Below are 15,135 nucleotides of genomic sequence, written 5' to 3' on the forward strand. Positions count from 1 at the left end.
GACTCCGGGGCCCGCCCTCTGACCTGCTAATTCTCTGACCTGCAAGCGGTGGGTGTGGGATTTGAACCCACGGTGACTCGCGCCACGACGGTTTTCCCCTCCGCCCCGGTAGCAAGCGCCCCGCCCTGCACAGCGAGGAACGCTGCCCCCGCACCGGACAGTGCGCCGGCGGCCACAGCAAGTGGGAGCAGCGCGCCACGACCGACCCCGACCGCATCCACCGAGCCTGGAGCGACCGGCCGTTCAACGTCGGCATCGCCACCGGCCCCAGTGGACTGCTGGTCGTCGACCTGGACATGCCCAAGGACAAGAGCAGTGCGGACACGCCTAACGGCGTGACGACCTTTGAGGCGCTCTGCGAGCGCACCGGGCAGGCCGTCCCTACCACCCGCACCGTCCGGACCGCGAGCGGCGGTCGTCACCTGTACTTCACCGCCCCGCCCGGCATCCGGCTGACGAACACGGCCGGCACGCTCGCGCCGCTGGTCGACACCCGAGCCTGGGGCGGATACGTGGTCGCACCGGGCAGCATCACCCCCACGGGCCCGTACGAGGTGATTGACCCGGCTCCGGTAGCTCAAGCCCCCGGATGGCTGCTGGACGCTCTGAGGCCCGTGCAGCGCCCCGCACAACCCGTTTGCCTCGCGCGCCTGGGATGCGCCAGCCGCCGTGCTCAAGTCGTCCTTGAACGCGAGGCGTCGGCCATCGCCTCAGCCCACGAAGGCAGGCGTGAGGCGGAGTTGTTCCGGGCCGCCCGCGCCATGGGCCGGTTCGTCGCGTGGGGCGACATCCCCCGCCATGAGGTTGAGCAGGCTTTTCAGGCAGCGGGGGAGGCGGCCGGACTCAAGCCGTACGAGTGCCGCTCCACCCTCCGAAGCGCCCTGAACTGGTCCATCCGCACCTGCCGGCCCCGGGAGGCAGCGTGACCACCCCGGGCCGCCCCCGCCTGAAAAGCCTCACCAAGGCCAGTGACCAGCCGCACACCGCCGAACCGGCCGGACTCCTGGCGGCCGTGGGCGGCCGAAAGGGCGCCGCCGAAGGCGTCCCTTCTGTTCTTCTCCCTGACCCGCGCCAGACCACCGTCAGCGGCATCCGCCCCGGTCTGCACATCAGCACCAAGGGCCTGCCCGTCGCCGACTGGCTGTGCGCGTGCGGACACCACGAACGCGCCCGGGGCCGCACCGTCGTGACTGCACTGGCCGGACGGGTCCGCGTCGGCGAATGCCCGCACCTGACCACCACGGAAAGGAGGAACGCCGCATGAGCAACCAGCAGCACATCGACGGCGCCGCCCTGCTCGATGAGGTCGAGCGCTTCCACCGCCGGTTCAACGTCTTCCCCCGGGAAGCGGCCTACGTGGCCGTCGCCCTGTGGGACGCCCACGCGCACCTGCTGGACGCGTTCGACTCCACCCCGCGCCTGGCGTTCCTGTCCCCCGAACCGGGGTCGGGCAAGTCGCGGGCCCTGGAGGTGGTCGAGACCCTGGTACCGCGTCCGATGCTGGCGGTGAACGCCCGGGCCGCCGCGCTGTTCCGGTCCGTCTCCGACCCGGCCGGACGGCCCACGATCCTCTTCGACGAGATCGACACCGTCTTCGGCCCCAAGGCCGGGGACAACGAGGAACTGCGCGGCTTCCTCAACGCCGGCCACCGCCGCTCCGGGGTCACCTACCGGTGCATCGGCGACGGCGGGAACCAGACCGTGGTGGAGTTCCCCTCCTACACCGCTGTCGCGGTCGCCGGACTCGGCTACCTCCCCGACACGATCACCACCCGCTCGATCATCATCCGCATGCGCCGCCGGGCCAGGAACGAGAAGGTGGAGCCGTTCCGGGCCCGGCTGCATGAGGCGGAGGGCAACGCCCTGCGGGACCGGCTCGCCCAGTGGGCCGACCAGGTCCGCGAAGACATCGCGGGCCGGTGGCCTGAGATGCCCGAAGGCGTCACCGACCGCCCGGCCGATGTGTGGGAACCCCTGCTCGCCGTCGCGGACGCCGCCGGGGGCAACTGGCCCGAGCGCGCCCGCACCGCGTGCGTGGAGCTGGTCAACGCCGCCCGAGCGGACGACAAGGGCAGTCTCGGTATCCGGCTGCTCACTGATCTGCGCGACCACGTCCTGGGCGGTATCGACCGCCTGCCGACCGTCGCGGTCCTGGACCGGCTGTGCGCGCTGGACGAAGCACCGTGGGCGGACATGAGCGGCCGGCCGCTGGATTCCCGCACCCTGGCCAAGATGCTGGCTGAGTACATGACCAGCGACAACACACCCATCAGGGCCCGCAACATCAAGACCGCCGGGGCCGTCCTGAAGGGCTACTACGCCGCCGATCTCCACGACGCGTGGCAGCGGTACTGCCCCCCACCCCCCTCCAGGGCCGCTACCTCCGCTACCTCCGCTACCCCGCAGGTCAGCGAGCCGGAAGCGGTAGCGGAAGGGCTCTTCCCGTCCGCTACCTGAGCGCTACCCGCTACCGGTCCCGCACCCGCGAAGGGTCGGGCCGGTAGCGGCTGCATCCGCTACCGCTACCCCTACCCGCTACCTCGATCATGCCCCTGACCAGGGCGGTAGCGGAGGTAGCGGAGGTAGCGGACCTGACAGGAAGGGGCCAGACGGCCCTGAGCCACATCACCGAGGAGTGCACCGTTATGGCTCGCCCGCAGATGCTCAAGCTCCCCGAAGTCCTGGCCGAACTCGGCATGAGCCGAGCCGCCTTCTACCGGATGCGCGCCCGCGCTCAGGGCCCGCGTGTGATCAAGCTCCCCAACGGCCAGCTTCGCGTCCGCCGTTCGGACCTGGACGCCTGGCTATCCGGCTGTGAGGAAGCCGCCGCCTGATCCGCCCACCACCGAGAGGGCCCGCTGCGCAGCGGGCCCTCTCCCCCTTGGAGAGACATGCTCACGTACGACGTAGACATCTGGTCCATCCGGCAGCGCAAGGGACGACCGAAGCCGTTCGAGCTGCGGTGGCGGGTCGGCGAGCGCGCACACTCCCGAAGCTTCAAGCTCAAGCCCCAGGCAGACGGGCGCCGTTCGGAGCTGCTGGCCGCGCTGCGCAACCGCGAGCAGTTCGACGAGCAGACCGGCCTCCCTGTCTCGGAATTCGAGGCGCTGACCACCCCGACCTGGTTCGAGCACGCCACCGCCTACGTGCTGATGAAGTGGCCGAAGGCAGCGGCCAAGCACCGCGCGAGCATTGCCGAGACGTTCGCCACCGTGACGCCGGCATTCGTGTCCACCTCGCGCGGTGCCCCGGACGACGGAGTGCTGCGGAAGGCGCTGTACGGGTGGGCGTTCCGGGCCGCTCAGGGCGACGACGGGTCCCTGAGCCCGCGCCACGAGGTCGAAGCCCCGCCCGAGGACATTGCGGCGGCCCTCGCATGGGTCGCCGAAAACACGGTCAAGATGACCGAGGTCGGCACGTCGGAACGACTGCGGCGGGCTCTGGATGCCCTGTCCAAGCGGCTCGACGGGAAGCCGGCGGCGGACAACACGGTGAACCGCAAGCGCATGGTGCTGAGCAACGCGCTGCGGTACGCCGTGGAGCGCGGCACCCTCACGGCCAACCCCCTCGGGCGCGTCGACTGGACCGCTCCCGACAAGGACGACGAGGTCGACTTCCGGTACGTGCCGAACCCGGACCAGGCCGCTGCTCTTATCGACGCTGTGCGGCAGTCCGGGGCGCGCGGTGAGCACATGGCCGCCTTCTTCGGCTGCCTTTACTACGCCGCTATGCGCCCGTCGGAGATCGCCGCTCTTCGGGACGAGGACTGCACCCTGCCCGAAGCCGGATGGGGTGAGCTGATCCTCGCCGGGAGCCGCCCGGAAGTCGGCTCGGGGTGGACGGACGACGGACAGTCGTTCGAGCAGCGCGGCCTGAAGCGCCGGGCCCGGACGGCCACCAGGTCTGTGCCCATCCCACCCGTACTCACCGCGATGCTCCGGGAGCACAAGGAGAAGTACGGGGTGGCCGACGACGGCCGACTGTTCCGTGCGGCGATGGGGGGACGGGTGCGGTCAACGGAGTACTGCGAGCTGTGGGACGCGGCCCGGCTCAAGGCTCTGTCTGCGAAGGAGGCCAAGACGCCCCTCGCGGATGTGCCGTACTCCCTCCGCCATGCTGGGGTCTCCCTGTGGATCAACTCCGGTGTGGACCCGATGGAAGTGGCGCAGCGGGCCGGGCACAGCCTCACTGTGCTCTTCCGCTTCTACGCCAAGATCTTGAAGGGTCAGCAGTCCCGCGCGAACGAGCTGATCGAGAAGGGTCTGAGCGGCGGATGAGATCCGAGGTCCTGGCCCACAGATGGCCCATACGTACTGGTCAGCACCGGGATACAGCCGACTCAGGGTGAGACAGGGTGAGCACAGAGGGCGGGCGCCCGACTCCGGGGCCCGCCCTCTGACCTGCTAATTCTCTGACCTGCAAGCGGTGGGTGTGGGATTTGAACCCACGGTGACTCGCGCCACGACGGTTTTCAAGACCGTTCCCTTAGGCCGCTCGGGCAACCCACCCTTGCCCCGTGTCGCCTGGAGTGGGGCGGCTACAGACTACCGGCTGGGGGAGGGTGGCGGGTGGGGGTGTCAGGGGGGTGACTCGGCCCAGACCGCGGGGCCGCCGCCCTGCCAGTGGATGAGGTGGGTCGTGGCCACTTCGTCCGGGCCCAGTTCCAGGCCGGCGCCGCTGAGGAGGTCGACGAGGTCGGCGACGCTGTGGGCGAGGCCCAGGGTCTTGCCGTCGGCGTGTACGGTGCGGCCGCCGGAGGGGTTCGGCGGGGAGACGGTGACGGGCGGCGGGTTGGCGGTCATGGACCCACTGTGGGCCCGTACCCGGCTCCGGGCACGCCGGAAGGCGGGTACGGGTGACGTCGTGCGCGCCAGCCGCGGGTCAGTTGCTGTCGCCCTTGCGCTGGCCCAGGGTGACCTCGGCCTTTGATTCCTTGCCGCCCCGCTCGTAGGTGAGCGTGACCTTGTCGCCGGGCTTGTGGGTCCAGATCTCGCTGATCAGGGTCGGGCCGCTGTCGATCGTCCGGTCGCCGAACTTGGTGATCACGTCGCCGGGCTTGAGGCCCGCCTTGGCGGCGGGGCCGTTCGGGACGACAGCCGGGGTGCCGCCCTCGCCCTGGTCGGCAATGCGGGCGCCTTCGCCCTCCTCGGTCATGTTCACCGTGGCGCCGATCACCGGGTAGACCGGCTGGCCCGTCCTGATCAGTTGGTCGGCGACGCCCTTGGCCTGGTTGATCGGGATGGCGAAGCCGAGGCCGATGGAGCCCGCCTGCGACTGGCCGAGGCCACCGCTGCCGGCCGACTGGATGGCGGAGTTGATGCCGATCACCGCGCCGCGCGCGTCGAGGAGCGGGCCACCGGAGTTGCCCGGGTTGATCGAGGCGTCGGTCTGGAGGGCGCTCATGTACGAGTTCCGGCCGGCGCCGCTGCCGTCACCGGAGGCGACCGGGCGGTTCTTGGCGCTGATGATGCCGGTGGTGACGGTGTTGGACAGCCCGAACGGCGCGCCGATCGCGATCGTCGAGTCGCCGACCGCCACCCGGTCCGAGTCGCCCAGCGGGAGCGGGGCGAGGCCGGACGGGGCGTTCTTGAGCTTCAGTACGGCGACGTCATAGCCCTGGGCGCGGCCGATGACCTCGGCGTCGTACTTCTTGCCGTTGGAGAAGGTCGCGGAGAGGGTGCCGCCCTCCGCCGCGGACTCCACCACGTGGTTGTTGGTGAGGATGTGGCCTTCCTTGTCGTACACGAACCCGGTGCCCGTGCCGCCCTCGCCCGCCGAGCCGCCCGACTTGGCCTCGATGGTGACGACGCTCGGCAGGGCCTTGTTCGCCACGGCGGCGATCGTGCCCGGCTCCCGCTTGAAGCCGGCCGGCGCCTCGCCCGCCGCGACGGTCGTCGAGCTGGTCGAGCCGTCGTTGCGCTCGGCCGCCCAGTAGCCGATGCCGCCACCGACGCCGCCCGCGATGAGCGCGGCGGCCAGGACGGCGGCGACCAGACCACCGCCGGAACGTTTGCGCAGCGGCTCACCGGCCGGTGGGACGGGTGCGCCCCACGCCGGAGCCGCCGGCGGGGGCGGCCACCCCCCGGCGGCCCCCGAGGCGGGCCCGGCGGGCCCGGCAGCAGGCGGCACGGCGGGCCCGGCGGCAGGCGGCGCGGCCTGGGGGGTGGCCGGGGGCGTGGCGGGAGGTGCCGGCGGCGGTGCGGCGGGGGGCGTCCGGGGCGGTTCGGGGGCCGGGTGTGCCGCCGATGCGTGGGCGTCCTCCGCCGGCGCGGACGAAGAGGGCGGCACAGGAGGTGTGGACGGGGCGGAGGGGGCGGACGGGACCGCGTTGCCCTCGTTCTCAGTGCTCACAGCTCGTTCTCCTCGGGTTCCACGTCGTTCCACGTCATCAGGGGTGCTGACAGTCAGCTTTTCCCACAGGCCGTCAGGCCACTGTAAGCCGGACCTGTGCGTCTTCGGGCCATCCTTTATTTCCGACAAATCAGACGCCTGTCGATGAGGGCCGAACAGCGGTGGCACCATGTCGCGGTGACCCACGCACGCCAGCACACCATCCAGGTCGTCGCCCACCGAGGCGCTTCCGAGGACGCGCCCGAGCACACCCTGGCCGCGTACATGAAGGCGATCGAGGACGGCGCCGACGCCCTCGAATGCGACGTACGGCTCACCGCCGACGGCCACCTCGTCTGCGTCCACGACCGCCGCGTCAACCGCACCTCCAACGGGCGCGGCGCCGTCTCCGCGCTGGAGCTGGCCGATCTGGCCCAGCTCGACTTCGGCGCCTGGAGGGACGCGAGCGAGAGCCCCGACTGGGGCGACCCCGAGTACACCTCCGTACTCACCCTGGAACGGCTGCTCGCGCTCGTGGCCGACGCCGGGCGGCGCATCGAGCTGGCCATCGAGACCAAGCACCCCACCCGCTGGGCCGGCCAGGTGGAGGCACGGCTCGTGGAGCTGCTCGACCGGTACGGGCTGACCCGGCCGCGGACCGGCACCACCACGCCCGTACGGGTCATGAGCTTCTCCGCCCGTTCGCTGCACCGGGTCGCCGCCGCCGCGCCCGCCGTCCCGACCGTGTACCTGATGCAGTTCGTCACCCCGCGCGTGCGCGACGGACGGCTGCCCGCCGGGTCCCGGATCGCCGGGCCGTCCATCCGGATCGTCCGCAACAACCCCGCCTACATCGCCCGCCTCCACCGGGCCGGGCACCGTGTCCATGTCTGGACGGTGAACGAGCCGGAGGACGTCGAGCTGTGCGCCCGCCTCGGAGTGGAGGCAATCATCACCAACCGCCCCAAACAGGTCCTGTCCCAACTGGGCCGCCTTTAACACCCGTTACACGGAGTGCTCCGGCGCGTTCGCTCCGTGGCCGTCCGTGTCGAGTGCGTCACCACACATCGATTGGCCGGTTTCCGGTCCAGTCCATTGGGGCATTCACACCGTGGCGTGGGGCAAAGGAGGTCTCGGGGGTGGCGTTGGTGGTGGCACAGGAGGTGCCCACGTCGTCGAGCATGGCCGTACCCCATGGCCCTGCGGGCGTGGGTGAGGCGAGGCACCGCATGCGGGAGCAGCTCCGCCGCAGCGGTATGGCCGAATCGGTCGTCGACGATGCCGTACTGGTCCTTTCCGAACTGCTCAGCAATTCCTGCCGGCACGGCCGGCCGCTGGGCCGTGGGGTGGAGGTCGGCGACGGTGACATCCGCGCCGCCTGGCGCGTCGACAAGCACGGCGCCCTGACCGTCGAGGTGACGGACGGGGGTGGTCCGACCCGTCCGGTTCCGGCCACGCCTTCGGTCACCGCACGTGGCGGCCGGGGGCTGAACATCATCAGCGCGCTCGCCCAGGACTGGGGCGTACGCGACAGCGCGTCCGGTGAGGTGACGGTCTGGGTGGTCCTCACGGGGGGCCACCGGCGCGACGACTTCGCTACGCGCGTCACCGCTCCGGGCTTCGACTTCCTGGACGTGTACGGGACGTACGACGCGTACGAGGACGTCGACTGACCCGCCGCGTGGGGTGACCACGGCGCCGCCCACGGGTGGACGCCGGCGAGGGTACGGGCGCGGTGCCGCTCGGGGCACCCCGGCGGCCGTCCGGGCGCGCTTCCCGGCTCCGGCGACGGGCGCGGTGGCCGTCTGGGCGCGCTCCCCGGCTCCGGGCGGGGCGCGGCGCCGCATCGCGCACACCCACCGCACCGTCCCGGCATGCGGGTGGCCCGGGCAGGGGCTTCGGGCGGCTAGGCTCGCGGCCGACACAGCACTGCCGCACTGCCGTTACGGGAGAAGTCAGACCATGGGCAAGAAGCGTCCCCAGACCAAGGCCGGGAAGCCCCAGGCAACCACCGGAGAGATCCCGGTCGTCGGGGCCCGCGAGCCCTGCCCCTGCGGCTCGGGCCGCCGCTACAAGGCCTGCCACGGCCGGGCCGCCGCGCACGCGGTGACCGAGCTGGTCCAGCGGCCCTTCGAGGGGCTGCCCGGCGAGTGCGACTGGGTGGCCCTGCGCGAGCTGGTCCCCGCCGCGACCGCCGCGCTGGCGCTGAAGGGCGGGCTGCCCGAGGGCGTGCCCTCCGTGACGCTCGCGACCGTCCTGCCCATGGCGTGGCCCGCGCTGCGCCGCGACGACGGCTCCGTCCTGCTCGCGCTCCAGAACGACACCTCCTCCGGCGACCTCAGCCGGGACCTCGCCGACACCCTCCAGCGCGCGCTGACCGCGCAGCCGGGTACGCCGGTGGGTGCCCAGCGGGTGCCGGCGGACGGGCCGCGCCTCCAGGACCTGCTGGACACGGACGTCGCTTTCGAGCCGGTCGTCCACTCGGGCTTCGAGTTCTGGGTGCCGGACTCCGAGCAGAGCGCGGCGCCGGAGGTGGCCGCCTCCCTGGAGCGGGCCAACGCCGCCGCGATCCCGACCGTCAAGCTGTCCGGCGTGGACGCCGCGTACTGGTGCGAGACGCCCGAGAAGAACCACCTGCGCTGGGTCATGCCGCACCCGGAGGAGCAGCTCCTCGACGCGCTGGCCCGGCTGCACGCCGCCGGGGCGTCGTCGCTCGGCGAGGGCACCCGGCTGGTCGGCTCGTTCCGGGCGCACGGCCTGATGGTCCCGGTGTGGGACCTGCCGACCGGGATGGGTGCCAAGGAGTGCGAGCAGCCGGCCGCCGAGTTCGCCGAGCGGCTCGCGGGCGCGCTCGCCGCCGACGCGCCGCTGACGGCGGAGGAGCGGAGGGCCCGCGGCGGGCTCACCAACCGCCAGGTCACCCTGAGCTGAGCCCTTTATCAGAAACGCAACCGATACACATCCGGACCGTTCGGTGACGTCCGCCACAACGGTCGGTACCCGTCGGTAAATCCCTGTCCGAATAACTGAGATCGAATTTGCGAACAGCCGATCTCTTGTTACGGTGCTTGGAGCCCGGTCGCTGGTGCATCCCCCGTCGCCAGCGACCGGGCCCTTCATTTTCCCCGGAAGGGGATCTTCCGCCTCCGGCCTCAACTGCCCGCCGGATCGGCCGAGTTGCTCCCGGCTCTCAGCAACAGCCTCTCGCCCTCGCTCTCCGCGAACTCCGCCACCGCCGAGTATTCGGCAGGCTTCCCGCGCGACGGTTCCCTGGGCGTCTCACAAACACCCGGCTCGTCGTCCGCGCGCGCCTCGCAATGCGTCTGTACGGTGCGCTCGCCCGGGGCCATCAAGGTGAGTGCGACGCTGATCGGCTCGCCCGACGCATTGCGATAGTAGGCCCGCGCCCACGTGTCGGTCCCCTCGGTCATCACGCACGTCTGCGCGTCCAGCCCCTCCGGCGACGCCACCTCCGGCCCGCAGCTCGACAGGTTCGCCTCATGGGAGGGGGAGGAGGACGGGGCCGTGGCCGGAGGAGCGGCCGGGGCATCGATTCCGGCCAGAAGTGCCGACCGCGCCGGCGCGGCGGGAGCGCCTGGGCTTCCGGCCGGTCCGGCGGAGGCGGCCAGCGGCAGCAGCGTGGTGGCCACCACGACGGCCCCGAGCCCGATCACGCGGAGATTCATGGGGACCCCACCTGCCAGATGCCCGGGATTTCTTGACGGTGGGGCGACGATATCGACGGAACGCGCCCGGCCCGGAGGGCGTGCGCCCAATTCCCGTACAACTCGGCCCCGCTCACACCCGTACGAGTGACGTACGAGTACCAGCGGGGCCGCGAGCCGGTGCAGGGCGTCAGTACCGCAGGCGGCTGCCGCCGTCCGGCGCGCTCGTGCTCGCCTCGACCAACGCGTCCACGACCGCCTCCACGTCCGGCAGCCACGGCGACGCCGACCCGGCGAGGGGCGCGCGCTCCCAGCGCACCTGGCCCGTCCCGGTGTCCGACGGCGGCAGCACCAGATAGCCGCCCTCCCCGTGGAAGCGCAGGGAACTGGGCACGCAGTCCTTGACGTACAGCAGTTCGCCGAGCTGTTCGAGGGTGTACGGGGCGACCAGCAGCGACCAGCGGGTGGGCGTCGCGACCACCGGGCCGAGCCGCATCTCCATCCGGTCGAGTGCCGACAGTGCCCGCGCCCCCGCGATGGCGGGCAGGCTCACCGCGCACGGCGCGCGGCCCCCGGTGGCGAGCACGACCGGGGCGTCGGGGCGGTTGGCCCACCACCAGCGCACCATGCGCTCGTCGGTGGTGGCCGCCAGCAGGCCGGGGTCGAAGGGGTGGGCGCCGGGTACGACGCAGTCGGGGTCGGGACAGGCACAGCCGCGCTCCCGGTCGCCGCGGCCCCCGGCCGGCTCGAGTCCCACGCCGGGGAGTACGGGCCAGCGCCACTCGGTGGCGCACAGGAGCGCCGCGTCCAGGTGGACGGGCCTCCTCTTGCGCCGGAACCGGAGCCCGCGTCGCCTTCCGAGGATCTCGCGCATGAGCGCTCGTTCCTTTCCGTTGAACGCCGAGGTCATCCACATCACAACAGGTGTGCGTCACTTCACTGTGCGTTCGGGCCGGCGCGTCACCGCCCCGTGCCGGTGCCGGCGTGGGGCCGGCCGCTCTTCGCCTGCGGCAGGCAGCACCGCCCGGGGCCGCCGAGCGTGTGCCGGGCCGCAGCCCGGGCCGGCTGTCCGTCCATTAAACGCGTGGCGAGGGGTGGCGCGCCCATGGCGCGCACTGGCTGTCCCGCTGGTACCGCTGTTCTCTTTCCCCGCCACTCGGGGATGGGGTGCGGCCTTCCGGGGCTAAGGACGCCCGGGTTCCCCGCGGGGTTCCGGGCTCGCCCCAACTGCCCCTGGCCGTCACCGTTTACGTACCCAGCCCGCTCGGAACGACGCCCCCTCGGACCGCGTCGGCCGACGCCGTCTCCGGGAGGTGCCCCTTTTCGAACGGGGCTCAGTCGACCGCAAATCCTGCCCATGGGGGGCATTTTTGAGCCAAGTTACGGCTGCGGTAAATACCGCGCGCCCTCCCGTGACAATGCTGGACATCCCCTCACTTCTGCGTGTACATGTGGATGCAGTGACAGCGGCGCAGATTGACATGGGGGTTTGCGATGCTATCCAGCGAAACGCACCCGTCGAAGAGCCGGCTGCCATGAGCGCCCCTCACGTGCCGAAAGTGGCTGGAATCGATCCAACCGTCCCGGCGCCAGCGCACACTGCGGCGCCTCTCCCCGGCCTTCCGGCCCCTCCCGTCGCACCCGGTGCGATGATCCAGGACAAGCTGGCGGGCTGGGTCTCCGACCTCACCACGCTGCACGAACTCACCGAACGACTCACCCGTACGGGCACCCTCGACGACGCCCTCCACGAACTGCTGCGCGCCGGCGCCGCGCTCGTCGGCGCCCGCCGCGGCATGGCCGTCCTCGAACCGGCCGACGGCCTCGGCCCCACCACCACCATCGGTCTGGGCCTCGCCCACGCCGACCTCGGCACCATCGAGACCGTGCCGCGCAGCGCCACCTCCTACGGCCGCATCCTGGACGACGCCCCGGACGAACACCGGTCCGGTCCGAAGCCCGGCGGTCCCGTCGCCGTCCCCGACCTCTTCGCCGACGAGGGCCTCGACCCGCGCCACCGCGAGGTCGCCGCCCGCCTCGGCTACGCCGCCAGCTACGCCGTGCCGCTCGCCACCGACGCGGCCGGCCGGCTGGGCGCCGCCGTCTGGCTGTACGACGAGCCCGCCGAACCGGCCGAGGGGCGGCGCCACCTCGTCGGCCTCTACGGGCGGTACGCCTCCGAGCACCTGGCCCGCCTGCTGGAACTGGAGCGGGGCCGGGCGAGGCTGGCCACCATCACCGAGGAGCTGCTGCCGAGCCGGCTGCCGCGCGTCACGGGCGTCCAGCTCGCCGCCCGGCACCGCGCCGGGCCGCGCGGCGGTGGCGACTGGTACGACGCCCTGCCCCTGCCGGAGGGCGCGCTCGGCATGGCGGTCGGGTCGGTGTCCGGGTCGGGGCCGAGCGCGCTGGCCGCGATGGGCCGGCTGCGGGCCTCGCTGCGGGCGTACGCCGTGATGGAGGGCGAGGACCCGGTCGCCGTCCTGTCCGACCTGGAGCTGCTGCTGCGGCTGACCGAGCCCGCCCGGTCCGCCACCGCGCTCTTCGCGTACGCGGAGCCGGCGCGCCGCAAGGTCGTGCTGGCCGGGGCGGGGCACACCCCGCCGCTGATCGTCGGCGAGCGGCGCACCGAGTACGTCGAGACGTCGCTGTCGGCGCCCCTGGGGATGCTCGCCTGCTGGGAGGCGCCGAGCGTGGAGATCGCCCCGGAGCCCGGTGAGACGGTGCTCCTGTATACGGACGGACTGCTGCGGCGGACCGGGGACTCCATGGACCGGGCCTTCGCGCGGCTGCACGCGGCCGCCACGACCGTCCCCCGGGCGGACCGGTCCGACCCGGGCGCGATCGCCGACCACGTGCTGCGGTCGGTGCTGCCGGAGGACGGCTCCGGTGACGAGGACGTGGTGATGCTGGCCGCCCGTTTCGAGTGACGGCCGCGGTGGCGGTTCCGGGCGGCGTGAGGGCGACCTGGGAGTGACGTAAGACCCTGGGTCGGCCTTCCGTACGACCGTACGATGGTGGGCGTCCCGTGCTCGGCGGTGGTCGAGGGCCGGGACCGTTCGAGTGTCGTACCAACAGGAGGCGGACCCGTGGCCGAAGAGCTCACGCCGGAGACCCCGGAAGAGACCGACGAGCCGATCAAGCAGCGCAAGAACGGCCTGTACCCGGGCGTGTCCGACGAGCTCGCGGAGAACATGAAGTCCGGCTGGGCCGACACCGAGCTGCACGGCCTGGAGCCCATCGCCCAGGCCGCCCACACCGCCGCCCGCCGCGCCGCGCTGTCCGCGCGCTTCCCCGGCGAGCGGCTCGTGATCCCGTCGGGCAACCTGAAGACCCGCGCCAACGACACGGAGTACGCCTTCCGGCCGTCGACGGAGTACGCCTACCTCACCGGCGACCACACCCACGACAGCGTCCTGGTGCTGGAGCCGAGGAAGAGCGGCGGCCACGACGAGACGATCTACCTGCTGCCCCGCTCCAACCGGGAGAACGGCGAGTTCTGGCTGGACGGCCAGGGCGAGCTGTGGGTGGGCCGGCGGCACTCGCTGGCCGAGGCGGAGCAAGTGCTCGGCATCCCGGCCAAGGACGTGCGCGAGCTGCCGAAGCAGTTGAGCGAGGCCACCGGGCCGGTGCGCAACGTGCGCGGGCACGACGCGGGCATCGAGGCGGCCCTGACCGACAAGGTCACCGCCGAGCGCGACGAGGAGCTGCGGGTGTACCTCTCGGAGGCGCGCCTGGTGAAGGACGCGTTCGAGATCGCCGAGCTGGAGCGGGCGTGCGAGTCGACCGCGCGCGGCTTCGAGGACGTCGTACGCGTCCTGGACAAGGCGGAGGCGACCAGCGAGCGGTACATCGAGGGCACCTTCTTCCTGCGCGCCCGGGTCGAGGGCAACGACATCGGCTACGGCTCGATCTGCGCCGCCGGACCGCACGCCACGACCCTGCACTGGGTGCGCAACGACGGCCCGGTGCGCGCGGGTGAGCTGCTGCTGCTGGACGCGGGCGTGGAGACGACGGCGCTGTACACGGCCGACGTGACCCGGACGCTGCCGATCAACGGCCGCTTCGACGACATCCAGCGCAAGATCTACGACGCCGTGTACGACGCCCAGGAGGCGGGCATCGCGGCGGTGAAGCCGGGCGCGAGGTTCCGCGACTTCCACGACGCCGCGCAGCGCGTGCTGGCCGAGCGGCTCGTCTCGTGGGGCCTGCTCGGGGACATGGACGTGGAGAAGGTCCTGGAGCTGGGCCTCCAGCGCCGCTGGACCCTGCACGGCACCGGTCACATGCTGGGCATGGACGTCCACGACTGCGCGGCCGCGCGGACCGAGGCGTACGTGGACGGCGTCCTGGAGCCGGGCATGTGCCTGACCGTCGAGCCGGGCCTGTACTTCCAGGCGGACGACCTGACCGTGCCGGAGGAGTACCGGGGCATCGGCGTCCGGATCGAGGACGACATCCTGGTCACCGAGGACGGCAACCGGAACCTGTCGGCCGGGCTGCCGCGCCGGTCGGACGAGGTCGAGGCCTGGATGGCGGCCCTGAGGGGCTGACCCGCCGCGGCTTCACGAAAGCCCCTGGCCGGTACGCCGGCCGGGGGCTTTTCCACGTGGCGTCACGACGCCACGAGCGGCGCGTCCGTACGCCACTTGACGATCTTGTCGAAGCTCACCACCGCGCCGCCACGCCCGGATCTGTTGCCGAAGTGGACGTGATCGGCCAGCTCTTCGATGAGGCGCAGGCCCCGTCCGTTCTCGGCCTCCAGGGCGGTCCGGCGGACCGTCGGGGCGGGCTCGGCGGGGAACCCCGGGCCCGAGTCCGCCACTTCGATACGGCACTTCTCGCCGTCCAGGTACGCGGTGACCCGGTACTCCGCCGAGACGTCCCCGGTGCCCGTCCGCCCGCCGTGCTCCACGGCGTTGGCGCACGCCTCGGTGAGGGCGAGCGACAGGTCGTAGGAGATCTCCGGATCCACCCCCGCGGTCTCCATGGTGCCGAGAAGGAGGCGACGGGCGAGCGGAACGCTCGCAGCCTCGCGCCGCAAATGGAGAGACCACCAGATGCTCATGCTCCAGCCTCCTGGCTGCGGCTCGACATACCGATACGTATTGCCCCCACTTGTCGGTCGTAAGCGCCACGTTGA

Annotated in this window: 14 protein-coding genes, 1 tRNA gene and 1 pseudogene; 10 read left to right on the forward strand and 6 right to left on the reverse strand. The window is 72.2% G+C overall.

Features of this window, described 5'->3' with window-relative positions; all coding sequences use genetic code 11:
• Positions 1–92 precede the first annotated feature (92 nt).
• The 5 genes and pseudogenes from ACZ46W_RS15880 to ACZ46W_RS15900 all read left to right on the forward strand — a co-directional run.
• Positions 93–926 (forward strand): annotated as a pseudogene (locus tag ACZ46W_RS15880) (bifunctional DNA primase/polymerase); the annotation flags it as partial.
• Positions 923–1,264, forward strand: a complete 342-nt coding sequence (locus ACZ46W_RS15885; protein WP_468337361.1) for a hypothetical protein — start codon at positions 923–925, stop codon at positions 1,262–1,264. The pseudogene ACZ46W_RS15880 and the gene ACZ46W_RS15885, both read left to right, overlap by 4 nt.
• The gene (locus ACZ46W_RS15890) at positions 1,261–2,457 is read left to right on the forward strand and encodes a DUF3631 domain-containing protein (RefSeq protein WP_468337364.1); all 1,197 of its coding nucleotides are present in this window, start codon (positions 1,261–1,263) and stop codon (positions 2,455–2,457) included. Before ACZ46W_RS15885 ends, ACZ46W_RS15890 begins: the two co-directional genes overlap by 4 nt.
• A gap of 188 nt (positions 2,458–2,645) precedes the next feature.
• Positions 2,646–2,834, forward strand: a complete 189-nt coding sequence (locus tag ACZ46W_RS15895; protein WP_468337367.1) for a helix-turn-helix transcriptional regulator — start codon at positions 2,646–2,648, stop codon at positions 2,832–2,834.
• Positions 2,835–2,891: 57 nt separating this feature from the next.
• Positions 2,892–4,277 carry a tyrosine-type recombinase/integrase gene (locus tag ACZ46W_RS15900; RefSeq protein WP_468337370.1) on the forward strand — a complete coding sequence of 462 codons (1,386 nt, stop codon included), beginning with the start codon at positions 2,892–2,894 and terminating at the stop codon, positions 4,275–4,277.
• A 146-nt stretch (positions 4,278–4,423) separates the two neighbouring features.
• Here the strand turns inward: ACZ46W_RS15900 and ACZ46W_RS15905 are convergent.
• The 3 genes from ACZ46W_RS15905 to ACZ46W_RS15915 all read right to left on the reverse strand — a co-directional run bounded on the left by ACZ46W_RS15905 (position 4,424) and on the right by ACZ46W_RS15915 (position 6,351).
• Positions 4,424–4,508 (reverse strand) — tRNA-Ser (locus tag ACZ46W_RS15905).
• Positions 4,509–4,577: 69 nt separating this feature from the next.
• On the reverse strand, positions 4,578–4,802 hold the full coding sequence (locus ACZ46W_RS15910) for a hypothetical protein (protein ID WP_468337373.1): 225 nt from the start codon (positions 4,800–4,802) through the stop codon (positions 4,578–4,580).
• A gap of 79 nt (positions 4,803–4,881) precedes the next feature.
• Positions 4,882–6,351, reverse strand: coding sequence for a S1C family serine protease (locus ACZ46W_RS15915; protein ID WP_468337376.1), 1,470 nt, complete (start codon positions 6,349–6,351; stop codon positions 4,882–4,884).
• Between the two features lie 177 nt (positions 6,352–6,528).
• Here ACZ46W_RS15915 and ACZ46W_RS15920 point away from each other — a divergent pair, with 177 nt between their 5' ends.
• From ACZ46W_RS15920 to ACZ46W_RS15930, 3 genes are all read left to right on the forward strand, one after another.
• The gene (locus tag ACZ46W_RS15920; protein ID WP_468337379.1) at positions 6,529–7,329 is read left to right on the forward strand and encodes a glycerophosphodiester phosphodiesterase; all 801 of its coding nucleotides are present in this window, start codon (positions 6,529–6,531) and stop codon (positions 7,327–7,329) included.
• Positions 7,330–7,382: 53 nt separating this feature from the next.
• On the forward strand, positions 7,383–8,003 hold the full coding sequence (locus ACZ46W_RS15925) for an ATP-binding protein (RefSeq protein ID WP_468337383.1): 621 nt from the start codon (positions 7,383–7,385) through the stop codon (positions 8,001–8,003).
• 289 nt (positions 8,004–8,292) lie between these two features.
• Positions 8,293–9,261 carry a DUF5926 family protein gene (locus ACZ46W_RS15930; RefSeq protein WP_468337386.1) on the forward strand — a complete coding sequence of 323 codons (969 nt, stop codon included), beginning with the start codon at positions 8,293–8,295 and terminating at the stop codon, positions 9,259–9,261.
• A gap of 221 nt (positions 9,262–9,482) precedes the next feature.
• Here the strand turns inward: ACZ46W_RS15930 and ACZ46W_RS15935 are convergent, their stop codons facing one another.
• On the reverse strand, positions 9,483–10,016 hold the full coding sequence (locus ACZ46W_RS15935) for a hypothetical protein (RefSeq protein WP_468337389.1): 534 nt from the start codon (positions 10,014–10,016) through the stop codon (positions 9,483–9,485).
• A gap of 169 nt (positions 10,017–10,185) precedes the next feature.
• On the reverse strand, positions 10,186–10,869 hold the full coding sequence (locus tag ACZ46W_RS15940) for a bifunctional DNA primase/polymerase (RefSeq protein WP_468337392.1): 684 nt from the start codon (positions 10,867–10,869) through the stop codon (positions 10,186–10,188).
• 544 nt (positions 10,870–11,413) lie between these two features.
• Between ACZ46W_RS15940 and ACZ46W_RS15945 the strand changes: the two genes are divergently transcribed.
• Positions 11,414–12,922 carry a PP2C family protein-serine/threonine phosphatase gene (locus ACZ46W_RS15945; protein ID WP_468338753.1) on the forward strand — a complete coding sequence of 503 codons (1,509 nt, stop codon included), beginning with the start codon at positions 11,414–11,416 and terminating at the stop codon, positions 12,920–12,922.
• Between the two features lie 159 nt (positions 12,923–13,081).
• The gene (locus ACZ46W_RS15950; protein WP_468337395.1) at positions 13,082–14,545 is read left to right on the forward strand and encodes an aminopeptidase P family protein; all 1,464 of its coding nucleotides are present in this window, start codon (positions 13,082–13,084) and stop codon (positions 14,543–14,545) included.
• 62 nt (positions 14,546–14,607) lie between these two features.
• Here the strand turns inward: ACZ46W_RS15950 and ACZ46W_RS15955 are convergent, their stop codons facing one another.
• Positions 14,608–15,060 (reverse strand): ATP-binding protein, encoded by a 453-nt coding sequence (locus ACZ46W_RS15955; protein WP_468337398.1) that lies wholly within the window; start codon positions 15,058–15,060, stop codon positions 14,608–14,610.
• Positions 15,061–15,135: the final 75 nt, after the last annotated feature.

The organism is Streptomyces sp. NPDC031064, assembly GCF_055570965.1.